This is a genomic window from Acinetobacter sp. YH01006 (assembly GCF_013420445.1).
Taxonomy (GTDB): Bacteria; Pseudomonadota; Gammaproteobacteria; order Pseudomonadales; family Moraxellaceae; genus Acinetobacter; species Acinetobacter pseudolwoffii.
In genome coordinates, this window is sequence record NZ_VOYB01000005.1 from 25,807 (window position 1) to 50,242 (window position 24,436).

The 24,436-nt window shown below is 42.6% G+C and carries 22 protein-coding genes, 4 tRNA genes and 1 pseudogene; 16 read left to right on the forward strand and 11 right to left on the reverse strand.

Annotated elements, in window-relative coordinates; all coding sequences use genetic code 11:
- Positions 1-140: 140 nt before the first annotated feature.
- Positions 141-2,162, reverse strand: a complete 2,022-nt coding sequence (uvrB, locus tag FTT73_RS06025; RefSeq protein ID WP_180191148.1) for an excinuclease ABC subunit UvrB — start codon at positions 2,160-2,162, stop codon at positions 141-143.
- A 233-nt stretch (positions 2,163-2,395) separates the two neighbouring features.
- On the opposite strand from uvrB, the gene FTT73_RS06030 reads away from it, so the two are divergent.
- Positions 2,396-3,184 (forward strand): hypothetical protein, encoded by a 789-nt coding sequence (locus tag FTT73_RS06030; protein WP_180191149.1) that lies wholly within the window; start codon positions 2,396-2,398, stop codon positions 3,182-3,184.
- A 250-nt stretch (positions 3,185-3,434) separates the two neighbouring features.
- On the opposite strand, the gene FTT73_RS06035 is transcribed toward FTT73_RS06030, so the two are convergent.
- A complete protein-coding gene (locus FTT73_RS06035; RefSeq protein WP_004646507.1) occupies positions 3,435-3,614 on the reverse strand; it encodes a hypothetical protein in 180 nt (59 codons plus the stop codon).
- 447 nt (positions 3,615-4,061) lie between these two features.
- On the opposite strand from FTT73_RS06035, the gene FTT73_RS06040 reads away from it, so the two are divergent.
- From FTT73_RS06040 to FTT73_RS06050, 5 genes and pseudogenes are all read left to right on the forward strand, one after another.
- Positions 4,062-5,114, forward strand: coding sequence for an OmpW family protein (locus tag FTT73_RS06040; RefSeq protein ID WP_159138013.1), 1,053 nt, complete (start codon positions 4,062-4,064; stop codon positions 5,112-5,114).
- A 154-nt stretch (positions 5,115-5,268) separates the two neighbouring features.
- Positions 5,269-6,483: an MFS transporter gene (locus FTT73_RS06045; protein ID WP_180000824.1), complete on the forward strand. Its 1,215-nt coding sequence runs from the start codon at positions 5,269-5,271 to the stop codon at positions 6,481-6,483.
- On the forward strand, positions 6,476-6,610 hold the full coding sequence (locus FTT73_RS16320; protein WP_005096435.1) for a hypothetical protein: 135 nt from the start codon (positions 6,476-6,478) through the stop codon (positions 6,608-6,610). Before FTT73_RS06045 ends, FTT73_RS16320 begins: the two co-directional genes overlap by 8 nt.
- Positions 6,611-6,771: 161 nt before the next feature.
- Positions 6,772-6,867 (forward strand): annotated as a pseudogene (locus FTT73_RS16325) (TauD/TfdA family dioxygenase); the annotation flags it as partial.
- Positions 6,868-7,166: 299 nt separating this feature from the next.
- Positions 7,167-7,496 (forward strand): four-helix bundle copper-binding protein, encoded by a 330-nt coding sequence (locus FTT73_RS06050; protein ID WP_005096433.1) that lies wholly within the window; start codon positions 7,167-7,169, stop codon positions 7,494-7,496.
- A 138-nt stretch (positions 7,497-7,634) separates the two neighbouring features.
- Here the strand turns inward: FTT73_RS06050 and sthA are convergent, their stop codons facing one another.
- Positions 7,635-9,050, reverse strand: a complete 1,416-nt coding sequence (gene sthA / locus FTT73_RS06055; protein ID WP_005096431.1) for a Si-specific NAD(P)(+) transhydrogenase — start codon at positions 9,048-9,050, stop codon at positions 7,635-7,637.
- A gap of 213 nt (positions 9,051-9,263) precedes the next feature.
- On the opposite strand from sthA, the gene lipA reads away from it, so the two are divergent.
- The 3 genes from lipA (at position 9,264) to FTT73_RS06070 (ending at position 14,058) form a co-directional block, all read left to right on the forward strand.
- The gene (gene lipA, locus FTT73_RS06060; protein ID WP_180072149.1) at positions 9,264-10,277 is read left to right on the forward strand and encodes a lipoyl synthase; all 1,014 of its coding nucleotides are present in this window, start codon (positions 9,264-9,266) and stop codon (positions 10,275-10,277) included.
- A gap of 717 nt (positions 10,278-10,994) precedes the next feature.
- A complete protein-coding gene (locus tag FTT73_RS06065) occupies positions 10,995-13,499 on the forward strand; it encodes an acyl-CoA dehydrogenase (RefSeq protein WP_180191150.1) in 2,505 nt (834 codons plus the stop codon).
- A gap of 169 nt (positions 13,500-13,668) precedes the next feature.
- Positions 13,669-14,058 carry a carboxymuconolactone decarboxylase family protein gene (locus FTT73_RS06070; RefSeq protein WP_100357211.1) on the forward strand — a complete coding sequence of 130 codons (390 nt, stop codon included), beginning with the start codon at positions 13,669-13,671 and terminating at the stop codon, positions 14,056-14,058.
- Positions 14,059-14,398: 340 nt separating this feature from the next.
- On the opposite strand, the gene FTT73_RS06075 is transcribed toward FTT73_RS06070, so the two are convergent.
- Positions 14,399-14,656 carry a hypothetical protein gene (locus FTT73_RS06075; RefSeq protein ID WP_005096427.1) on the reverse strand — a complete coding sequence of 86 codons (258 nt, stop codon included), beginning with the start codon at positions 14,654-14,656 and terminating at the stop codon, positions 14,399-14,401.
- A gap of 137 nt (positions 14,657-14,793) precedes the next feature.
- Positions 14,794-15,975, reverse strand: coding sequence for a trypsin-like peptidase domain-containing protein (locus FTT73_RS06080; RefSeq protein ID WP_005096426.1), 1,182 nt, complete (start codon positions 15,973-15,975; stop codon positions 14,794-14,796).
- 170 nt (positions 15,976-16,145) lie between these two features.
- Between FTT73_RS06080 and FTT73_RS06085 the strand changes: the two genes are divergently transcribed.
- From FTT73_RS06085 to FTT73_RS06115, 7 genes are all read left to right on the forward strand, one after another.
- Positions 16,146-16,904, forward strand: coding sequence for a Nif3-like dinuclear metal center hexameric protein (locus FTT73_RS06085; RefSeq protein ID WP_100357212.1), 759 nt, complete (start codon positions 16,146-16,148; stop codon positions 16,902-16,904).
- Positions 16,905-17,057: 153 nt separating this feature from the next.
- Positions 17,058-17,684 (forward strand): superoxide dismutase, encoded by a 627-nt coding sequence (locus FTT73_RS06090; RefSeq protein ID WP_005096423.1) that lies wholly within the window; start codon positions 17,058-17,060, stop codon positions 17,682-17,684.
- Between the two features lie 147 nt (positions 17,685-17,831).
- A tRNA-Asn gene (locus FTT73_RS06095) sits at positions 17,832-17,907 on the forward strand.
- Positions 17,908-17,912: 5 nt separating this feature from the next.
- Positions 17,913-17,988, forward strand: a tRNA-Asn gene (locus FTT73_RS06100).
- Between the two features lie 293 nt (positions 17,989-18,281).
- Positions 18,282-18,357, forward strand: a tRNA-Asn gene (locus tag FTT73_RS06105).
- 6 nt (positions 18,358-18,363) lie between these two features.
- Positions 18,364-18,439, forward strand: a tRNA-Asn gene (locus FTT73_RS06110).
- 63 nt (positions 18,440-18,502) lie between these two features.
- On the forward strand, positions 18,503-18,946 hold the full coding sequence (locus FTT73_RS06115; RefSeq protein ID WP_005096422.1) for a DUF2726 domain-containing protein: 444 nt from the start codon (positions 18,503-18,505) through the stop codon (positions 18,944-18,946).
- Between the two features lies 1 nt (position 18,947).
- Here the strand turns inward: FTT73_RS06115 and FTT73_RS06120 are convergent, their stop codons facing one another.
- The 6 genes from FTT73_RS06120 to glnA form a co-directional block, all read right to left on the reverse strand.
- On the reverse strand, positions 18,948-19,205 hold the full coding sequence (locus FTT73_RS06120; RefSeq protein WP_005096421.1) for a hypothetical protein: 258 nt from the start codon (positions 19,203-19,205) through the stop codon (positions 18,948-18,950).
- 132 nt (positions 19,206-19,337) lie between these two features.
- Entirely contained in the window at positions 19,338-20,543 is a 1,206-nt protein-coding gene (locus FTT73_RS06125; protein ID WP_180077278.1) for a S9 family peptidase, read from the reverse strand.
- Positions 20,544-20,654: 111 nt separating this feature from the next.
- Entirely contained in the window at positions 20,655-21,533 is an 879-nt protein-coding gene (ubiA, locus tag FTT73_RS06130) for a 4-hydroxybenzoate octaprenyltransferase (protein ID WP_005096418.1), read from the reverse strand.
- A gap of 6 nt (positions 21,534-21,539) precedes the next feature.
- The gene (locus FTT73_RS06135) at positions 21,540-22,007 is read right to left on the reverse strand and encodes a chorismate lyase (RefSeq protein WP_035337906.1); all 468 of its coding nucleotides are present in this window, start codon (positions 22,005-22,007) and stop codon (positions 21,540-21,542) included.
- A gap of 35 nt (positions 22,008-22,042) precedes the next feature.
- A complete protein-coding gene (locus tag FTT73_RS06140) occupies positions 22,043-22,321 on the reverse strand; it encodes a hypothetical protein (protein ID WP_005096415.1) in 279 nt (92 codons plus the stop codon).
- A gap of 95 nt (positions 22,322-22,416) precedes the next feature.
- A complete protein-coding gene (gene glnA / locus FTT73_RS06145; RefSeq protein ID WP_171063330.1) occupies positions 22,417-23,832 on the reverse strand; it encodes a type I glutamate--ammonia ligase in 1,416 nt (471 codons plus the stop codon).
- Positions 23,833-24,436 lie beyond the last annotated feature (604 nt).

Sequence of the window (24,436 nt, forward strand, 5' to 3'; positions counted from 1 at the left end):
TACCTATTATATGTTCACAAAATATTTATTTAAAAATTTTCTGTTCTTACAATAGCCTTATCCAAGCACTTGATTTGTTACATTATGTTTGGTTTATGATTGACTTTAGGTCATCGAAATAAAACTTCATGTAAAAAAAATCAATCAAACATCTGGGCTTTTAAGCGCAAAACTTCATCACGCAGACGTGCAGCCTGCTCAAACTGTAACTCTTTAGAGGCTTTCAGCATTTCCTTTTCAAGCTTGTTAATATGCTTCGCAAACATTTTCGGGTCTGCCATGATATGTCGTTCATCTGCACTGATCGCGCGCGCCTGATCAGAAGCTTTCAATTCAATTGAATCATCATCCAATATTTCACCGGTATCAATTTCCTTGATTACCTGACGGACTGCGCTACGCGGAGTAATACCATGCTCTTCATTAAACTGAATCTGCTTGGCACGACGTCGATCTGTCTCATCAATGGCTTTTTGCATTGAGTCAGTTATTCGATCTGCATACAAAATCGCCCTCCCTTTCAGGTTACGCGCAGCACGCCCGATAGTCTGAATGAGAGAACGCTCAGAACGCAGGAAACCTTCTTTATCGGCATCCAGAATCGCAACCAGCGACACTTCTGGCATATCCAGACCTTCACGCAGCAGGTTAATCCCGACCAGCACATCGTGTACGCCAGTACGCAGCTCATGAATGATCTTGACGCGCTCAACAGTATCGATATCCGAGTGTAAATAAGCGACCTTAATCCCGTACTCTTTCAAATAAGAGGTCAGGTCTTCTGCCATGCGCTTGGTCAAGGTGGTGACCAGTACCCGCTCATTGATATCTTTACGCAGATTAATTTCTGAAAGTACATCATCGACTTGCGTCAGTACCGGACGAATTTCAATTTCAGGATCGATCAGACCGGTCGGACGTACCACCTGCTCGACAATCTGCTGCGATTTTTCCAGTTCATAACGTGCTGGCGTTGCGCTGACATAAACGGTGGTCGGGACAATGCGTTCCCATTCTTCAAATTTCATCGGGCGGTTATCTAGCGCGCTTGGCAAACGGAAGCCGTAATTCACCAGATTTTCTTTGCGCGAACGGTCGCCTTTATACATGGCACCAATTTGTGGCACAGTCACATGCGATTCATCAATAATCAGCAAGGCATCATCGGGAATATAATCGAACAAGGTTGGCGGTGCCTCGCCTGAAGGACGTCCAGACAAATGACGCGAGTAGTTTTCGATGCCATTGGTATAGCCCAACTGCTGCATCATTTCCAGATCATAACGGGTACGCTGCTCAATCCGCTGCGCTTCCAGCAATTTGTCATTTTCACGAAAGAACACCAGTCGTTCTTTGAGTTCTTCCCGAATGGTTTCAATCGCGCGGGATAAATTGTCTTTTGGCGTGACATAGTGACTTTTGGGATAAATCGTCACCCGCGAGACTTTGCGCACCATTTTTCCGGTCAGTGGATCAAACCAGCGGATGGAGTCGACTTCATCATCAAACAGTTCAAGCCGGATGGCATCCTGATCCGATTCTGCCGGAAAAATATCGATAATTTCCCCACGAATACGATAAGTACCGCGCAGGAATTCCAGTTCATTACGCGAATACTGCATTTCGACCAGACGGCGGATAATGTCATCACGACCAATGCGGTCGCCTTCCACCACATGCAGCAACATGCTCATGTAGGCATTCGGATCACCCAAACCATAAATTGCAGAAACTGATGCGACAATAATTGCATCACGACGTTCTAATAATGATCGGGTCGCGGAAAGACGCATCTGGTCAATATGGTCATTAATTGCGGCATCTTTCTCGATAAAAGTATCTGAAGATGGCACATAAGCTTCCGGCTGATAATAATCATAATAACTGACAAAATACTCGACGGCGTTATTCGGAAAAAATGCTTTAAATTCGCCATAAAGCTGTGCAGCCAGCGTTTTGTTATGTGCCATGACAATGGTCGGACGCTGGGTCTGTGCAATTACATTGGCCATGGTATAAGTCTTACCCGACCCGGTAACGCCCAGTAAAAGCTGATCATGAAAGCCCTGTTCAATACCTTTGACCAGCTTTTCAATGGCCTGTGGCTGATCACCTGCGGGTTGATAACTGGTTACTAATTCAAAGGGTTGCTTATCAGTCACAGCTACATGTCTCAACTCGAATGCGGATCAGGAATTTTAGCAGATTTCAGACTTGCCGGAGCAGATTCCATAGCCAAAATACCGAAATCCAACAGATGATGACAGTCGAGAAATATGTTGAGAATTCTCATATTTAGTCAGTCTTTCAACATTCAGGCCATCCCGGCTTTTTACTTGACCCCAACCCCGATCAAAGGCAACATGAAGATCAGGATGGCCTCGAATAGACAATTATGACTTACCACTATCACGATGAAAGTATTGTTAAATCCCTTCCGGAAAATACTGTGTTTGTTTTTGGCAGCAATCTGGCGGGACAGCATGGTGCAGGTGCAGCAAGAACAGCGCTTGAGCATTTTGGTGCAGTCATGGGCGTCGGTCGTGGCTGGTCGGGTCAAAGCTATGCCATTCCAACCATGAACGAGCATTTGCAGCAAATGCCGCTGTCACAAATCCAGCACTATATCGATGACTTCAAGATTTACACCAAAAACCATTCTAAAAATAAATATTTTATTACGTCTTTAGGATGCGGGATCGCAGGTTATAAAGTCGAAGAAATTGCACCGATGTTTAAAGGCATTTCACGCAATGTCATTTTCCCGCAATCTTTTCGCCCTTTTGTGGAAAAGCCTCTACCCAAATTAAGCGCAAACTTCTTACATACGATTTTTCGCGATTCAGTCATTTTAAATCCTGCGACTGATGAGCTGATTGAAGAATTGCCATTGACCGAAAATGAAAAAAGTCTGGCGAGGATTATTTTAAATACCCAGATCTATCCGACCGACAGCAATGGGCGGGAACGGGTCTTCGAAATTGAAGATATCCTGCATAATCTAAATACCAAACTGATCGATTTTCAGAGTCATTCGGAAGGTGCCATGCTGTTTGGGGGTGTAATTTTAGCGCTACTTGAGCTGTATAATATTAATGAAAAAGACTTTATTGATGTCTGGCAAGAACAGCGAGAAATTGCCCCACCAAAACCGGAAAATAAAGCACGTAAAAGCATTCGCTAATAACCTATCTCTCTAAAAGCCAATTTCTGAATTGGCTTTTTTTATGGGCATAAGATGTGCAAGATCAATAGATCAACTAATTATTTTATTCTGCTTAGCAATGAGAAATGAGAAATGAGAAATGAGAAAAATCTGACCAGGGTTTTATCTGCTCGAGAAATAAGGAAATAGATGAAATATTAATTGCTGAATATCTAAAAATTTACACAAAAAAAGCCATGACTCATCATAGCTTTTTGAGTTCGACCAATTAGCGTTTACCCATTGAACGACGCGTACCGCGTGGCGGCATCCAGGTACGGTCAGCATAACGCTGCGGTCTTGGTCTTAAATCTTCCAGAACTTCTTCCGCAGCATTTTGCTCCGCTTGTTTGATCGGGAAAGGTAAATTAACCAGAGGCTTTTTTTTGGGAGGTGTTTGGGTGCTCATATGATTCACTCAATAATATATGCGCCTATTGTACAAAAAAACTCAAGCAACTGGGTAGCAGGATCTTGGATAAATTCTGTTAGTGCTATTTGGAGCTCAAGCACGGAAAGCAAAAAATCAATTCATTCCTAAACGACTTGCTGCAAAAATCGGCCTCATTCAGGAACAAAAACCTATATTGAGGACTTAAAAAATCAAAATTTTGCTGAGATAAAAACCAGATTTTTCTCTACTTAAACTAACTGTCTACATTTTAAAAGACTTATTTTACAGATGTTTCTTTGTTAACAGCTCAAACCTTGAATACAAAAAACACACAAAAGCTACCAATCTTAACCGATGGTTAACCTTTGATCTATTGTTCTATAACTGAATTTTTTAATGAAGTTCACATAATTAGTGAACTAGAAAAACGAATAAATACACTGGACATGGAGTTCCAAATCAATGAAAACAATGCTGGCATGTATGGCAGGCCTTGTCACTTTACCTATGGTCGCCCACGCAGATTCGCCTTATTTTAGTCTACAGGATGGAGATGGCTTTAAACGCTTTTCTGTGTCTGTGGGTGCACTACATGTGATGCCACAAGGTAAGGCCCAAGCTTTTGCAGTCAATACTGCGGTCAAAAATGGTGAAGTAAGTGATGTCGGGGCAGTCAAGTCAAGTACTGTACGCGACAATATTCGTGAAGGTTATAAAATCCCGCCTTTACTCGATTTAGCTTTAAACCTACCCGAAATCTCGGCTCCCCTCAGTGGGCAAGCCACCATTCAAGGTTTAGAACAATGGAATAATCCAGGGACTGGTCTGGAAGCCGATGATGTCACGACTTTAGGCATCATGACCAATTACTATTTTACTGATCATATTTCCTTTGAAGTGAAAGCTGGTATTCCACCCAAAGTGGATTTACAAGGCAGTGGTAAAATCTATGCCCCATTTTCGGCCATCGCAACCCCCCTGGGGGGTGCCTTAGGCAACCTTGAATTGGCCAATGATCTTCTGATTACAGACTTGGAAGCCTATGGCCCTGCTGCCTCGGCCCGTGCCTGGACACCTGCCGTTGAATTCCAGTATCACTTTGGTAAAACCGGAGTGAATAAATTTCGTCCTTATGTCGGCTTAGGTGTGATGTATGCCTATTTTAATGAACTGGAAATCAACTCGCGTACCGAGCAGGACCTGATTGCTGCTGGACATATGATTGCCAATATTAAACAAGGCAATGCTGGTGCTTCCCTTGAAGGTAAGCTAAGTGAAGCCGATCCTAAAGTAAAACTTGAAGCCTCAGATGTCTTTGCCCCTGTCGCTACGGTTGGCTTCAGTTATGACTTTAATGATACCTGGTTTGCGGTCGGCTCAGTCTCCTACGCACATCTGAAAAATGATACAACCATTACCGTCACTGATAGTACGTTGGGCGAACTGATTCGTTCCAAGGCAGATATTGAGATTAATCCGATTCTGGCCTATGCAGGTATTGGCATGCGTTTCTAAGTTCAATATCAGGTTTCAGAAAAACGGCTTCGGCCGTTTTTTTAGGCTTAAAATATTGATAAAAAAAATTTATCTTTCGATCAATTTTTATTTTATCGCCTCCTTTACCTGAATCGAATACTATAAGCGCTGACTTTATCTGCCTGCCTGCCCTATGTCCGATACTCCATTTTCCAAAGCGCTTATTTTTATGCTGATTGGCTCCGCTATCATTCTGGCATTGTCATTGGGCGTACGTCATGCATTTGGTCTTTATCTGGTGCCGATGAGTGATGAATTTGGTTGGGGACATAATGTTTTTAGCTTGGCGATTGCCATGCAAAACCTGATCTGGGGAGCAGTACAACCCATTACTGGAGCCTTCGCAGATAAATATGGCAGCAAGATTGTCGTTGCCGTAGGTGGGGCACTCTATGCCGTGGGCTTGCTACTCATGGCGATCAGTTCTACTGGACTGCTGTTAAATCTGAGTGTGGGCCTGATTTTAGGTCTGGCCCTGTCTGCAACATCTTTCCCGGTTTTACTGTCTGCTGTAGGACGTGCTGCACCACCAGAAAAACGCAGTCTGGCGATGGGTATTGCCAGTGCTGCCGGATCTTTTGGCCAGTTTATCATGCTGCCTTCGACCCTGTTGCTGTTACAGAATGTTGGTTGGTCAGGAGCATTGGTGGTCAGTGCGATTTTGATTGCCCTGATTGTACCACTGGCCTGGATGCTGAAAGCACCAATGTATATTCATCCAAATGCAGCATCTACACCCAATAAAGTGTCCCTCAGTTTTAAACAGATTCTGCTGGTAGTGAAAAATCATAAACCCTTCTGGTTTCTGTCTATGGGCTTTTTTGTCTGCGGTTTCCAGGTGGTATTTATTGGCATTCACCTGCCGGGTTATCTGATTGATCACGGTTTTAATGCCACCACAGGGACTATTTTTCTGGCATTGGTGGGTCTATTTAATGTGGTCGGCACCTATACTGCGGGCTGGCTCGGGGGTAAATATTCCAAGCCGCATTTGTTGATGGGTCTCTATGGCTTACGCGGGATCGCAATTATTGCCTTTCTCATGCTGCCACTGAGCACATGGACAGTCTATGCCTTTGGTGTCATTATGGGATTACTCTGGCTATCGACCGTTCCGCTCACCAACGGCATTGTGGCGAATATGTTCGGGGTGAAATACCTGACCATGCTCAGTGGTATCGTGTTTTTTACCCATCAGGTCGGCTCGTTTTTCGGTGGTTATCTTGGCGGAGTCAATCATGACTTGAGTGGTAATTATAATGCTGTCTGGATGCTGTCGATTGCCTTAAGCATTTTTGGCGTATTGGTACATTTCTGGGTCAATGAGGAGCAAATTGTGCATGACTGATTCTATGCTCATACTCAAAATCTCGATTGCTGTGGCGCTCTTGCTTTTATTCGCTCTGTCGGTGGCATTATGGATCCAGACACCGCAGCTGTTTGAATACTTTAATCAGGCCTTTTGTGCGCATTAAACTGCTGAAATTTACTCAGCTAAATAAACACAATTCACAGCACAATAACTTAAATGATTCATAATCAATAGAATAATAAAAATACAAGGTTATTCATAAACTGATCATTACTTTTTTAATTTTATTTCAATCTGGAAATTTTCTTAGATGCTCATGAACAAGAAAATTCCGAGACTTTACACTCCCGTTGTCTTTTTCCAGCCGATCAGTACCATTTGCTTAAACGGATCAGTCTTGCCAGTAGTCGCCCGTTTTAATGAGAAACATCATAATAAAAAAGGGATAATCCAGCCTTCCAGAAGAATTAGATCAGCGAGGTATACACTTTCAGCATTGAGGAACTAACCACCTCAACGGTGTTTTATTTTTGGAATATTGCCAGTTCTGCTCGAGTGAATTTTATTTTTCAAGCTTGATGAATATAAGATTCTTTCGTATATCCTTTACATAACCAAGTTATTCTTTACTTTTTCTCACCTAATTAACCTAGTGTGTTTTCCTTTTTCTGCTTAGCGTATTCAGTCATAAATATGTTTATCGCCTTAAGGAGAAAAAGATGAATACCCGTCATTTGTCAGATTGTGTTCAAACCTGTATGAGCTGCTCCCTTACCTGTACCGCTTGTGCAGCTGCCTGCTTAAAAGAAGAACATGTAGAAATGATGCGTGAATGCATCCAGCGTTGTCTGGATTGTGCCGATATTTGTCAGCTCTGCGCGCGTATGGAGCAGAAGCAATCGCCTTTTATGCAGGAAATCTGCGAGCTGTGTGCCAAGGCTTGTGATTATTGCGCAGAAGAATGCAGTCAGCACCAACATGAACATTGTCAGCAATGTGCAGAAGCCTGTCGCCGTTGTGCGGAAGAATGCCGAAAAATGGCTGCTTAAAAACCAAGTTAATCAACTTTATCTTCATCCGAATTGAATTGGTCAATGCTTTATCTTCTAGCTGATTTAAAGCATTTAAAACAAAAAACCCGCAAGCCTTCACTTACGGGTTTTTTAAATCCAAGGCAAACATCTCGCTTAGAATAAACGATTCATACCATTGAGTGTCGCTACACGGTAGGCTTCCGCCATGGTCGGATAGTTAAACGTGGTTTCCACAAAATACTTGATCGTATTGTTTGGACTGTTCATCACCGCCTGACCAATGTGGATAATTTCAGATGCATTATTACCGAAGCAATGTACACCCAAAACTTCCAGCGTTTCACGATGGAACAAAATCTTTAATTCGCCCATAGTGTCACCGGTAATTTGCGCACGCGCCAAATGACGGAACGAGGCCTGACCGACTTCATACGGAATTTTTTCTTCAGTCAACTGCTGCTCAGTTTTACCAATCGAAGAAATCTCGGGAATGGTATAGATTCCGGTTGGAATATCAGTGACGGGGGCAACATCTGGCTCACCGCTCATATTGGCACCCGCGCAACGACCTTGGTCATAAGCAGCAGATGCAAGCGACGGCCAACCGATTACATCACCGGCAGCATAGATATTTTCAACTTCAGTCTGATATTGATCATTTACCGTCAACTGACCACGGCTGTTTGGTTTCAGGCCGACATTTTCCAGCCCCAAACCATCGGTATTGCCTGAACGGCCGTTACACCACAAAATTGCATCGGCTTTAATTTTTTTGCCGCTTTGCGTGTGCATCACCACGTGATCATCAAATGTTTCCAGGAAGTCGATCTGTTCATTGTGACGAATCAGCACACCTTGCTCACGCAAGTGATAAGACAGCGCATCGGAAATTTCATCATCCAGATAGCTTAACAGTTTGTGCTGGGTATTGATCAAATCAACTTTATGCCCAAGACCAATGAAAATCGATGCATATTCACAGCCAATTACACCTGCGCCATAAATAATGATTTTCTGGATAGAAAAGTCCAGATCCAGAATTTTATCTGAATCAAATACACGTGGATGATTAAAATCAAGAATTTCTGGGCGATACGGACGCGAACCGCTAGCAATGACCAGTTGCTTAAACATCAAGGTTTCTTTAATGCCATCTGGACTAAATACAAAAATAGTATTTTGATCCTGAACATAGGCTCGACCATGATAGATATCGATCTTGTTACGGTCATAGAACCGTGAATGTGTATCTACTTGTTGTTGAATCACTTTATGCGCATGACGCAATACTTGCTTCATGGTGAACTGTTTCCAGTCCCCAACTTTCTGAAACAGTGGATCACGTTGATAACGGATAATACTGGATACCGTTTGACGCAATGCTTTACTTGGAATGGTACCCACATGGGTACAATTACCACCTAGCTGTTCACGCATCTCAACGATTGCAACACGCTTACCAGATTTGGCAAGTTTCATTGCCGCGCCTTCGCCCGCAGGGCCCGAACCTAGAACTACCGCATCATATTTAACGAAAGTCCCACTAACGACCTCTTTTTTACGTGGCATTCAACGCTCCTCAAAATTAAAAAATTCACTTTAATCTACCTGCTTATTATGACGTAAATCCTGTTGATTTTGTGTATTTAACTCACATATATTGGTTGATGAGAACATTTTTTAAATGAATACCCCTTTTTGCCCTATTTATAGCTAAGTTCGTTATAATAAACGCGCTATCTTTGATCATCTCCCCCTTCAAAAACAGTGGAAAAGTTGAATATGTCTGAAAACCGTAAACCTGAACAGGGTGTCAAACTTCGTGGCGCAGAGAAAGTCGCTCGTATTCCTGTAAAAGTGATCCCTACGGTTGAAACACCACGTAAGCCGGACTGGATTCGCGTAAAGATGGCAGCGCCGGAAGAAGTACAACGGATTAAAACAACGCTTCGCGAGCAAAAACTACATACTGTCTGTGAAGAAGCAGCCTGTCCAAACCTGCCTGAATGTTTTGGTGGCGGTACCGCAACCTTTATGATTATGGGTGATATCTGTACCCGTCGCTGTCCATTTTGCGATGTAGCACATGGTCGGCCAAATGCATTGGATGCAGATGAACCGCGCCACATGGCCGAAACCATTGCTAATCTTGGGTTGAAATATGCCGTGATTACCTCTGTAGACCGTGATGACTTACTCGATGGTGGTGCGCAGCATTTTGTCGATTGTATTAAAGAAGCACGTGCTTTAAGTCCAAAAACTTTACTTGAAATTTTGGTACCGGACTTCCGTGGCCGTATGGATATTGCACTGCGCATCATGACCGAATGTCCACCCGATGTGTTTAATCATAATATTGAAACAGTGCCGCGTTTATATAAAGCGATGCGTCCAGGTTCTGATTATCAGCACTCTTTAAACCTGTTAAAAATGTTTAAAGAATATTGCCCGAATATTCCAACCAAATGTGGCCTGATGGTCGGTATTGGTGAGACTGAAGAAGAAGTGCTTGCCTTACTTGACGATTTACATGCACACGGCGTGGACTATGTGACGATTGGTCAGTATCTACAGCCTTCTAAAGAACATGCAGCGATTGATCGCTTTGTGACCCCTGAAGAATTCGAACGTTATACCGAACATGGCCAAAAACTGGGCTTCCGCAATATCTGGGCAGCACCCATGGTTCGTTCAAGCTACTTTGCCGATCGTCAATACTACGGCGAACCGGTTCCAGCAGTGCGTCGTAAAACTGACCCTGCCAAGAAAATTGCTGTTCAGGCCATTGAAGCTTAGTCCTGTTTAAACCAATGAAATAAAAGCCCTCTCAAGTAGAGTAATGCCAGTCAGTTAAGCAATTGACTGGCATTTTATTTTTTAAATTCAGTATTATATTTGATAGATAGCAAAGTTATCCGCAACTGTTTGAAGCATGAGGTATATTGCACGGCAATATTAAAAAAATGATGGTTTCCATGACAAATTTACTAGTGGATGGTGGCTGACGAGTTTTGCGGTGAGGGATCACAAGATGCCTTCCTTGCGAAGTTTCGCTTCTCATTTGGGCGAAACCAAAGTAACAAATGATTTACAAATATTTGATTTAAAAAGTTAAGACTCCATCTTGAACGACCTTGAACGACTAAGCAGTTAAAGAGTCTATTTCTAAATTCTTTAACTGATCAGCTTTACTCTCCAGTAGAGGGCTTTTTAATATCCATATTAAAATTTTACTGAGCGTTAAACCCCATTTTTTATTTTAGATAAAGATTAAGTCATTACTTATCTTCACATTTCTTTGCGCGTTCTCACTTGAAGATTGATCATTTTTCCAACAACCTCAAAATAGATGCAAGACTTAAACATATCGTTGCCATACTTAAAAAGATCATTCTCACAAATCCAATGCTAAACCTGTCTGATTCTCGAACGACTAAAAATGAATGAACGGTGGTGAAATATCCGAGAAATCCAGACAAAGCCAGTGTTGTATAAATCTGGAGAAATATAACAATGTCATTTATTTTCGCTGTGCTACTGCTATTACTGAGTTTATGGGCAGTTTTCTATTTTCAGCTCTCGCGTAGTGCAGGTGCAATCGTGCTGATGGTCGTGTCAGTGGTCTGTGCCTTTCTTAGTCCGTGGTCACTGATTCTTGGTATCCCGCTCATCCTGATCAGCCTCGTGGTGATAATCGACCCTTTGCGCATGTCGTTTATTTCCAGACCGGCCTATAAAGCACTGGCCAATGCCATGCCGAGCATCAGTCCGACAGAGCGTGAAGCACTCGACTCTGGAACCAGCTGGTGGGAAAAAGAACTGTTTATGGGTGCACCGAACTGGGAAACCTTTAATAGCTATCCTTATCCAAAACTCTCGCTAGAAGAACAGGCCTTTCTGGACAATGAAGTTGAAACCTTGTGCAGCATGCTGGATGAATGGGAAATTCACGAGCAGAAAGTGCTGCCTGATCATGTCTGGCAATATATTAAGGAGCATGGTTTTTTGGGCCTGATTATTCCCAAAGAATATGGTGGTCGCGCATTTAGTTCTTTTGCTCAAAGCCGGGTGATGAGCAAGATTTCCTCTCGCTCCCTCACCACGGCCGTGAGTTGCATGGTACCGAACTCTCTCGGCCCGGGTGAACTATTGCTGCATTATGGTACTGAGAAACAGAAAAACCGTTACCTGCCGGGCCTGGCGCGAGGTGAAGAAATTCCCTGTTTCGGCCTGACCAGTCCGGAAGCGGGCTCTGATGCAGGCGCTATTCCCGATACTGGCGTGGTCTGCTACGGCCAGTTTGAAGGTCAGGAAGTCCTAGGCTTGCGAATGAATTTTTCCAAACGCTGGATTACGCTGGCACCCATTGCAACAGTGGTAGGTCTGGCCTTTAAAATGTATGACCCGGATCATCTTTTGGGCGAACAGACTGAATATGGTATTACCTGTGCCCTGCTGCCTGCCAGTCATGAAGGGGTCCAAGTAGGTCCTCGTCATAATCCCGGCCCACCATTCATGAATGGTACAGTTGAAGGTAAAGATGTATTTATTCCTCTGGACTGGATTATTGGTGGCGTAAAAAACGCCGGTAAGGGCTGGCGCATGCTGATGGAATGTCTGGCTGTGGGTCGTGGCATTTCCCTACCGGCACTGTCTACTTCTGCGGCAGAAATGACTTATTTAAATGTCGGGGCTTTTTCCCGAATCCGTCAACAATTTAAAATTTCAGTCGGCAAGTTTGAAGGTGTTCAGGAAGCCAATAGTGAAATTGCCAGTGATACCTATATGCTGGAAGCTTTCCGTTATCTGGTGACTTGTGGCCTTAATCAGGGCGGCAAGCCTGCTGTAATGACAGCGATTGCCAAATACTATGCCACAGAGGGAATGCGTAAGGTGGTGAATCACGGGATGGATGTGGTCGGTGGCCGCGCCATTCAGATGGGGCCACGTAATTTTCTGGCACCTTATTATCAGGCGATTCCAGTCTCCATTACCGTTGAAGGTGCAAATATTCTCAGTCGTTCCCTGATGATTTTCGGTCAGGGTTCAATGCGTTGCCATCCTTATCTCTATGAAGAATTACAACTCTTACAGGCTGAAGACCCGGCAGCCGCACTCAAGCCTTTTGATCATTTATTGTTTAAACATCTGGGATATACCTTTAACCGTACCGCCCGTTCCTTTGCCTACGCATTTACGGGTGGTTCAAGTACAGCACCTCAAAGTGCGGTTGAGTTTACCCGACCTTATTACAAGGTCATTAACCGGCTGAGCGCCAACTTTGCCTTAACTGCAGACATGTGTCTGGGTTTACTGGCAGGCGATATCAAACGCAAGGAAATGCTGTCCGGACGTCTCGCCGATATTCATGCTCACCTGTTTATTGCCTCCTCTATTCTGAAGTATTTTGAGCATAGCAAAAAGACTGAAGCTGAACGTTTGCATGCACAGCTTGCAATAGAAAAGTCACTCTATACAGCGCAGGAAGCATTTTATGATCTGTTTGCTAACTTCCCGGCCGGTGCAGCAGCAGGCATGATCAAACTGTTATGTTTCCCATTTGGCCGTCCCGTACACAAACCCTCAGACCAGCTTAAACAGCAGGTTGCAAATAGCATGATGGAAGATAACGCATTCCGTCAGGTATTGAAGAAGCATGTCTATTATAATACTCATAAAACTGATGTCACTGGACGCATGGAATCGACTTTCGCTTTGCTACTGGATATTGAACAGCTTTGGGATCGCTTTAAAAAAGCTGAAAACAAAGGTCAGTTTAAAGGTCTAAGCTTTGCCGAGCATGTGACAGATGCACAGCAACATGGCTTTATTAATGATGAAGAAGCAGAAAAGCTGCTTCACTATAATGCACGTCGTTATGACAGCATGCTCACAGATGTCTTTGATCTGCATTTACAGGAAGTATTGGAGTTGGAGAACCCCCATATTCGTAAAGCAGATGCGACAGGAACCGATACTTCTGTTCAAACCGATCCTTTACACTCAACTTCGCCTTAAATCAAACTTTGACCAAAGGTGTCATAAATTCCAAAGTGGGATCGTAGTTGAATATTTCACTTTAGAACCTTTCCAAGTGGCTTTTTAGCCACTTTTTTACGACTATGGCACGATGGTATTTCGCATAAAAAGCACTAAGCTAGAGCTATAAGAAAATTGAGGGTAAACCATGTCACAACAAGATTATGAAAATGGCCTGAAAGTGCGTACTGATGTCATGGGCGAAAGCTTTGTCAAACGTGCACAGGAAAATACCGTGCCTTTTACCCAGCCTCTACAAGACTGGATTAATGAACATGCCTGGGGTTCAACCTGGCAACGTGAAGGTGTATTGCCACGTAAATATCGTTCTTTAATTACCATTGCTTTCCTTACGGCTCAAAAAAGCCCCACTGAACTAAAAGGCCATGTTCGGGGCGCTCTTAACAACGGTGCGACGGTTGAGGAAATTCAGGAAGTGTTACTCCATAGCCTGCCATATTGCGGTGCACCAGCAACTCAGGAAGCATTTCGGGCGGCACTTGAAGTGATCCAGGAATATCAGGTGAATCAGGAATAATTTGGTTGCAGATGAAATTGAGCCGTTTTAGAAATAAGCTCACAATTTAATTTTGCAGATGATTCATAAGTTACTTAGGCTAAATAAAGCTCAGCTGATTTTAGTTGCTTACCCTGATCTCAGCCTATCCGTCAAATGAATATGTACCGAGAAGTTGTAGATTCTCGGTACATTACAATAATGATTCTAAAATAAAACTGATGGATTTTTTAGAGTTGAGCACCTACTTATAAAAACTCGCGTCTTTGATCACATACAGCCCGATCACTCATAAGATCAAATCAGACAGATCCAGTAAAATAGTGGCTCAAAATAAGCCTTAGTTCAATGAAGATTCACACTAGAGCCAGTACACATTAAAGCTATAATAAAACTCCAGCACTTCAAAACGTACGTTATAGCCCAGTTCAGTCAACTCGGCTGATAAAGCCCGAATATCTTCCAAAGGCAAATGTTTGGGAAATACAGTAATGACTGCGGTATTGCCCTGTTTCGCATTTTCTTCAATTAACTTGGCTAGACGCGGCTTATAGACCTCAATATTCAAATTGGCCACATCTGATAAAACCTTGGCCTGATCCGCCGTCATAAAAGTCATTTTTTATTTTCTCTTTTGATGTAATTTCATCAAGTTAAATGATTTAAACCAAAAGCCGTATTTCATTTTTGTATCAGGTAACTAAAAAATAACAAGCAAAAAAATCCCTCTGCAGAGGGATTTTTTTAAATAAAAACTTACTGACCTGGCAGTGGAATATATTGAGAAGAACTGTTTTGTGCTTTACGCTCAGTCACTACTACATCCAGCATCATGGTTTTGCCAGCACGCTCCACTTCAATCTGAATGGTACTATTCGGCTTTTGCAGGGCAACAAAATTAATCAAATGCGAAGCCGAACTGATCTCTTCCTCATTCACTTTCATAATTTTATCGCCACGCTGAATGCCCGCTTTCGCTGCCGGTCCATCTGCCAGCACTTCTGCGACGGTCACCCCTTTCTCTTTAGGTTGCAGTACATCATCACGTTCTGTCGGTAATAAACTGATTCCTAACCAGCCACGAACGACACGGCCATCTTTCAGAATAGCATTCATCACCTGCTGACAGATTTTGGCTGGAATGGCGAAACCAATCCCCAGTGAACCACCAGTTTGCGAGAAAATTGCCGTATTCACCCCAATCAAGTTGCCGGCGACATCGATCAAGGCTCCGCCTGAATTTCCCGGGTTAATTGCAGCGTCGGTTTGCACAAAGTCTTCATAGGTATTAATGCCCAGATCTGAACGCCCTGTTGCTGAAATAATCCCTTGCGTTACGGTTTGACCCACACCAAATGGGTTACCAATGGCCAAAACGACGTCACCGACTTCATTGCCACTCAATTTAAAAGGCAACACGGGTAATTGATCCAGTTCAATTTTAATCACTGCCAGATCGGTATCTGGATCCATTCCCACAACTTTTGCTTCAGCACGTCGTCCATCCTGCAATGCCACCACAATCTGGTCTGCCTGTGCAATCACATGGTTATTGGTCAGGATATACCCATCAGGACGTACAATCACCCCGGAACCTAAACTGTTCTCATTCGGACTTTGTCCATACTGGTCAGGCAACTGATCGCCAAAAAACTCACGAAATACCGGATCGGTCAGCAAAGGATGAGCCTGCTGTTTGACTTTTTGAGTGGTAAAGATATTGACTACAGCCGGCGCTGCCACTCTTACCGCAGCACTATAGGAGACCACGCCTCCTGAGCGCGACGTATCAATCAACGGCTCTACTTTTTCAGCAGGCATCTTGACACCATCTGGTGCAACCGGTGCTTTTGGTTTTTGTAGTTGTTGCCACCCCAAAAAACCGATAATGACCAAAATCAGTAACACCCAGGGTAACCATGTAAAGGTGCGGCGCACGTTGTTATCCTCTAAAATATTTTAATTCGTTGATGACTAAGTAATTTGTGTTCTATTGTAATGCGAAATACATAACTAAACACAAAAAATTCCACAGAGTTTTGTGCAGCTTTAGTTACAATTAAATATAAAGATAAATATTGGCAAATTTTTAAACGAACAGGAATTTTATGGCGAATTTAAACGATATTATTCAGTGGTGTGAACAGACTTTGGCAGCACGTGAATTTAAGGACTATGCACCGAATGGCTTGCAGATTGAAGGTAAATCTGAGGTCAATAAAATCCTGTGTGCCGTGAGTGCTTCGCAAAGTGCGATCGAAGCGGCAATTGAGCAAGGCGCAGATTTACTGCTGGTTCATCATGGCTATTTCTGGAAAGGTGAAGCCTATCCGATCACTGGTATGCGCGGTAAACGGATTAGAGCCTTAATTCAAAATGATATCTCTCTGGTTGGCTATCATCTGCCTTTAGACAGTCATCCAACTTTAGGCAATAATGCGGCGATTGCAGATTTATTAGAACTGGAAAATATTGAACAGTTGGATCCGAGTGAACGCCATCCGATTGGCAATATTGGCTATTTAAAACAACCGATGCGTCCTGAATATTTTAAAAACCATATTTCAGAAAAACTTGGCTTTGATGCAATTCATCTTCCTGCGGACAAAACTCAAATCCATAAAGTCGGTTTCTGTACCGGTGGTGCGCAGGATTATATTCATAAAGCAGCGCTACAAGAGTGTGATGCTTATATTTCTGGTGAAGTGAGCGAACGCACCTTCTATGAAGCTCAGGAACTGAATGTACATTATTATGCCTGTGGCCATCATGCCACTGAAAAATATGGTGTACAGCGCCTGGCCAAAGCGATTTCAGAACAGTTTAATATTGAGTATGCTTATTACGAATTAAACAATCCGATTTAATTCTCGCTGACAGCATTTTCCACGAGCTTTATTTATATATTTTCAGGATTTATTGTGTATTGTTATTTATACGCAATGCCCATTTGGTCCGATTATCTATTACAATAAAGCCACTTATTGTTAAAACCCAGCTAAATGCAAGGAATTGAGAACATGACAACCATTACTTTACCAGCATTACCTTATGGCTACGAAGATCTTGCTCCACACATCAGCAAAGAAACTTTAGAATACCATCACGACAAACACCACAATACTTATGTGGTTAACCTGAACAACCTGATCGCTGGTACTGAGCTTGAAGGCAAAACTCTAGAAGAAATCATTACAGCAACTGCTGGTGATGCGTCTAAAGCAGGTATTTTCAATAACGCTGCTCAAGTTTGGAACCACACGTTCTACTGGAACTGTATGGCTAAAAACGGTGGCGGTAAAGCAACGGGCACTTTGGCTGCAAAAATTGATGAAGCTTTCGGTTCTTACGAAAAATTTGCTGAAGAATTTGCTGCTGCTGCAACCACTCAGTTCGGTTCAGGTTGGGCTTGGTTAGTGGCTGACCAAGTAAACGGTCAACTGTCAATCATGAAAACTTCAAATGCTGATACGCCAATGGCGCACGGTAAAGTTGCAGTATTGACGATTGACGTTTGGGAACATGCTTATTACATCGACTTCCGTAATGCACGTCCTAAATACATCTCTACTTTCCTGGAAAGCCTAGTAAACTGGGATTATGCAAATGCGAAATATGCAGGTCAGCCTGCAGGTGTTGAGAAATAATTCTTTATTTCTTTGCTAAAAAATCACCCATTTCGGGTGATTTTTTTATTTTTAAGCCCCAAATGAATATTTATAAAGCAAACAATTCATTTCTTTACATTAATTGATTGACGACCTTGGGTTTCCTGCCTAAAATGCCGATCAGATTCTCCAATAGCTCAGTCGGTAGAGCGACGGACTGTTAATCCGCAGGTCCCTGGTTCGAGCCCAGGTTGGAGAGCCATCTATTCTTCCATAGCTCAGTCGGTAGAGCGACGGACTGTTAATCCGCAGGTCCCTGGTTCGAACCCAGGTGGAAGAGCCAAGATTCTAAAAAACCCACTCATTACGAAGTGGGTTTTTTTATATCTGCTTTTTTTAAATTGAGATCGGTAGTGATATCTGTATATACAATTAGCTACCTTATATTCTCTGAGCCAGATCACTTACAAAAATTAAGGCTGATAACAATCTGACTGCTCAGACTGTTTACATAAACATAACAGTTTGAACTCCAAGCCTTTTCGACTATTTTTAAAACACTTGATTCAATTTCTTCGGCTTTTTTCTAAAAGTGCCTTGACCCCTTTTCAAATCTCTCTATAATCGCTGTCAGATTCTCCAATAGCTCAGTCGGTAGAGCGACGGACTGTTAATCCGCAGGTCCCTGGTTCGAGCCCAGGTTGGAGAGCCAATCTATTCTCCCATAGCTCAGTCGGTAGAGCGACGGACTGTTAATCCGCAGGTCCCTGGTTCGAGCCCAGGTGGGAGAGCCAAGATTCTGAAAAAACCCACTCATTGCGAAGTGGGTTTTTTTTATTCTTCCCTATTTGTGATCTGTGTTTAATTTGAGTCAGTTTATATTTTTTGTGATTGGCTGCCTGGCAACTTTTGCGTTAGTTTGCCTGCTCTTCCCGCATCTGTTCACCCGTCAAAAAAAATTCTATCCGAAGCGTGTGATTACTGCTTTTGAAAGCAGGATGTTTACACGCCTAAAAGAAGCCTTTCCTCATCATCATATTCTGGCTCAGGTTGCCTTTAGCGCCTTGATTACGCATGACCAGATGAACATGCGTAATCAGTTCAATCGTAAAGTTACAGATTTTGTGGTGCTTGATCGTGACTATAATGTACTGGCCATTATTGAACTGGATGATCCCAGCCACATTGGCAAAGAGCAGGAAGATGCTGAACGGGATGCTATGCTGATTGCAGCAGGCTATACCGTGATTCGATACACTCAGATTCCAAGCATCAGACAACTGCAAAGAGATTTGAGATAATTTAAGGTAAGGTTACTGCGCTTTCGGATGCAGCTTGGGTTGAATTTGTATCTTGCTCTGCTTTGAGCTTTTCCGCAGCTTCTCGCGCTTCGATGCGCGCAATCATTTCTGCCTGCTGCTGTTTATATTTTTCCTGATTTTTAGCATCACTATTTACCGCAAGAAAAGCCATACTCACCAAAAATATCGGTATACATAATACCAGCGCACCTAAAATTACCAGCTTTTTAACACTGCGGGGCTGCGGCTGCTCAGACATAACAAACCTACTTTAATTTCGTCATTTAATTGCACTGCTCAATATAACAAAATAAAGTCATAGCTCAAGGCCGAAAAACATTTAAATCCACGCCGACCTCAAGCCAACATGGATTTATTATTCTTGTTTTAATTAAGACACTGGGGTATTCATGACCGCTTCTACCGTATTGAGTAATGCTGGAATATTTTCAGTGACCACTGTGGCATGCGTTGCATTCAGTATTGGAATTAACTCCACATCAGTTCCATCTGCCAGCATATCTTTATATAACATCTCGGTAATAGTATAAGGTACAGTGGTATCTGCTGTGCCTTGAAAAATATAAACTGGGCGATCAAGTCTAGTTTGTGCAGGCTGATTATCGATCAGATAATCCATAATATCAAGATCACTCAGAAAGTTTCTCTGCAACGCTTGGTATTGCGAGAAATTCACACCACTTTGTAATGTCGTTTGAATATCTGCACCAAAACGTTGTGCAAGCTCAGGGGAACATAAACTTTCAGCCTGCCTGGCCAGATCAACCTTGGCATTGACAAAGGCCTGATTGTAATTAAAGCTGGTTTTTTCTGCCTTAATTCCTGAACTGACGATGGCTGCATACGTATACAAAGTCGCAGCAATTGGAACTGCTTGTGCCACATTCCCTGACTCAGCCAGATCTTGAGCAAATAAAAGCCCCTCTTCTAAGGTATCGTTAAGATAGGAAGCCGGGGCAATCGCCACTGCTCCACGATAGGTATTATTTGGTAAAGCCTTATAAAATTCTGCAGCAGCCAAGGCAGCATGACCACCCTGAGACCAACCAATCACTCCCCAATCTTTAGCCAGCAGTCCACCATACTGTTTTTGAGCTTCACTAATCGCTGACAATATTGACTTGGCAGCACTCTCCAGATGTAAATATGGATGAGGCACATTGTCATTACCCAAACCCTCATAATCCGGTGCAATCACTGCATAACCACGTTCTACTAATCCCATAACCAAGGCCTTTTCAGGCCCATCCAGAGCAAGGCGTGAAGGAGCACATTTATCTGCTGCACCTGTAGTACCATGCGCCCAGACGACGATCGGCCAACCACCTACAGGTGGAGTACCTTTCGGGGTAAATACCAATGTGGTCGCACGAATTTCTCGACCTTGTACACCTTCCATTCTATAAGTAAAAATATCATGACGTTCGACCACTGTTTTTACTTGCTCATCGACTGCATAAGTTCGAACCGGATTAAACCCTATAAAATTGTCGTCATCATCATCGTTACACGCAGATAAAAATAGTACCGAGGAACACAGCACACCTAACATCAATTTCTTATAACTGTTCTGCATATTTCTATCCTTTTATTGTTATTCCCTATCTCTTAATCGAGATCACTCAAAATTAATCATAAAAAAAGCATCCTTTATAGGATGCTTTTGTTGTTATCCGACATACGGTAATTATCTTAGAGCAAACAATATTCCCACAAAAATAATGAGGCCAATCCAACGGTTATGACGGAATGCCCAAAAACATAGCTGTGGATTTTTATCGCGAGTTTTAAACCATTGGTAAATAAAATCAGCAGCAACCAGCAAAAGTGCTAACAAGCCAAATGGAATCAATAAATTTTCCAGCCAAAGTGCAGCACCTATCAATAAAATACTGCTCGCCTGCAAGGTGCTAATGATTGGAATATCATAGCGACCAAACAGAATTGCGGTTGATTTTACTCCAATCTTTAAATCATATTCACGGTCTGCAATCGCATATTGAGTATCGTAGGCCACAGTCCAGGCCAGATTGCCAAAATACAATAACCAGCAGGTCAGATCGGGAGTTTGCCCAACAGCGGTATAGGCCATGGGTATGGCCCAGGAAAATGCTGCACCCAAAAATACCTGAGGCAAATGGGTATAACGTTTCATAAAAGGATAAATAAACGCTAACAGCAAAGCCCCAAATGACCAGTAAAAAGTTTCGATCGGCAAGAAAAATAGCAGACAGGCGCTGGCAGCCACCAAAACCAGAAATACCATCACCGCTTCTTTGGCGCTGATGACTCCGGTCGCTAGTGGTCGGTTTTTAGTACGCTCCACATGCGCATCGACTTTACGGTCAGCAAAATCATTGATGGCACAACCCGCCGCCCGCATAAAAATCACACCCAAAATCATGGGAATTAAAATTTCAATGCGTGGCATCCCCTGAGCCGCAATCCATAATGCCCACAAGGTTGGCCAAAAGACCAGTTCAGTACCAATTGGTTTATCAAAACGACAAAGATAATAATAGGCGCCAAGACGCTCACGCCAGGTTATTGCTTGTGCAGTTGCCATATAAAGTCAAGCCCTTGAATTTTGTATAAAGTTTTCAAATGCCGGTAAAAATGTTTCTTGTACGATAAATTTACAGCCGTGCCAAGTATAGCAGCTCTGACGCGTCCAACCCTCTTCTAAAAGAATGACCCGACGCTGGCAAAGTGGATTCGTCCGTTGAAACAGGAACCAGCCAATTGGCTTAGTCCCAATATGCTGAAAGATTCGGGCTTTTTTCTGCAGGCTTAAAATTGGAAAAATACTCTTTGCTTTCACCCAGGGCGACTGTTCTGAACCATAGAGATAGCTTTCCCGCACCCAGGAAGTATGCTGATGTGACATCTGCATCCATTTGGCATTGGCGAAGCTTAAACGCTGAAAATGCTCTTGAATAGGCTCAACATGAAATTGTCCCTGCGCCAAGCCGGTCAATTGCTGTGTCAGAGAACCTGAGGCATACAGCCATGGTTTTAGCTCAGCAGACATAGTGGGCATCAAGGCATGCTGATTTTTAGAAAAATACGTCATGTTTAACAGTTATCTGCTTTAGCAATCACTTCAAATTTGCCTTGGGGTGTTTTAATTAAAATTAAGCCTTCAGCGCTTAAATAAAACTCTTTTGGATAGTCAAATGTAAGTGCCAGTTCAGGATTTTTCAGTTCAACAAACTGTGCTTGTTTATAACCTTCAATGGTATGCCCTACTTCCAAATATGTAACTTCAGAAAAATTTAACTTAAAACCTTGTGCATGGTCTTTAGGATCATTCCAAGGAAAAAATCCGGTATGTTTTTTACGTGGTTTAGCCATAACAATCTAATTCAACATTCTTTGCTTTATATTAACCCAGTATAGAAAAAACCCGCGACATGCGCGGGTTTTTTACAGGGAAATTCTTGAAAGAATTACAGGCTGTAGTACATCTCGAATTCAACTGGGTGAGTGGTGGTGTTTAAACGACGCACTTCTTCAGTTTTAAGTTCGATATAGGCATCAAGCATGTCTTTCGTGAACACGCCACCTTTCAGCAGGTAATCATGATCTGCTTCAAGTGCTTCAAGCGCCATATCCAGGCTATGCGCCACTGTCGGGATTTTCGCTTCTTCTTCAGGAGGAAGATCGTACAGGTTTTTGTCAGCCGCTTCACCTGGATGAATCTTGTTTTGGATACCGTCGATACCTGCCATCAACAATGCCGCGAAACCGAGGTACGGGTTCATCATTGGATCTGGGAAGCGAGCTTCAATACGCTTGCCTTTCGGGCTTGACACGTAAGGAATACGGATAGATGCAGAACGGTTACGCGCTGAGTAAGCCAGCATAATCGGTGCTTCGAAATGCGGAACCAGACGCTTGTACGAGTTTGTAGAAGGGTTGGTTAATGCATTCAATGAACGCGCATGTTTGATAATACCGCCAATGAAGTACAATGCCATTTCTGAAAGGCCTGCATATTCATCACCAGCAAACAAGTTCTTGCCATCTTTAGAGATCGACATGTGAACGTGCATACCAGAACCGTTATCGCCAACCATTGGTTTAGGCATAAAGGTTGCTGTTTTCGCATATTGATGCGCAACGTTCCAAACCGCATATTTAAACTGTTGAACTTCGTCCGCTTTACGAACCATGGTGTTGAAGCTTACACCAATTTCCAACTGGCAAGATGCAACTTCATGATGATGTACTTCTACACGACCTGGGCCCATGATGTCTTCAATTTTGGCACACATATCTGCACGCATATCATGTGAAGAATCAACTGGAGGAACCGGGAAGTAACCGCCTTTTACGCGTGGACGGTGACCAGAGTTACCACCTTCGTAGTCATTGTTGGTTGACCAGGCAGCTTCTTCAGCGATCAATGTATGGCGCGCGCCAGACATATCGATTTCCCATTTTACTTCGTCAAATACGAAGAATTCTGGTTCTGGGCCAAAGAATGCTGTATCACCAATACCTGTTGATTTTAGGTATTCTTCAGCACGGCGAGCAATCGAACGTGGGTCACGGTCATAACCCTGACCTGTAGAAGGCTCAATCACATCACAAGTCACAACAACTGTAGGCTCGGCAAAGAACGGGTCGATGAAACCGGTTTCTGCATCTGGGCGTAAAATCATGTCAGATGCTTCGATGCCCTTCCAACCAGCAATTGAAGAACCGTCGAACATTTTACCGTCTTCAAAAGTATCTTCGTCGATTGTATCTGCTGGGTAAGTCACATGTTGTTCTTTACCTTTAGTATCCGTAAAACGGAAATCGACCCATTTCGCGCCACTTTCTTGGATGAGTTGAAGGACTTTGTTCGCCATGCTCATTTTGCTCCGATGAATTTTTGTTGCACTCGTTACGTGCGTGTTAGTAGTTGGTAGTCATTAAGCAATTACCGTACCAACTATTCAAAGTATAGATAAAATCTTGAAATCTATATAAGAAATCATGAAGTGACAAAAATACTTTGCGACTATTATACTAGTTGAGAAACTAAATGCACTATATTCAGGCATTCTTCATTTATTTTATTTCGGCTTTATTTTTTAGCGCACCTAAATAGTGCAATCACCTATAGAAGTGTATTAAAAACATAGTTTTTTATATAAAATTTGCTACTTTTTCGTGTATTTGTTTAAAAAACACCCATATGTTGCTAAAAATTGACTCTTTTCTCATGGTCTGAGGCAAACAGAAATCTGCAACATGCAGTTGCTCAGTGAATATTTTGATGCATTTTCTTTAAATATACTTTCTATACCATAATCTATATAAATTTCTATTATTCAAGTGATGCTTTTTTCAACAGATTTTAGATCAATATTGCTGATTATTTTTAACTTATCAATTTTTCCCTAAAAAATATAAATTCTAAAGTTTCTTTAAGTAAGTCTATTACTTTAAATCATGATTAAAATTTTATTCCAGTTG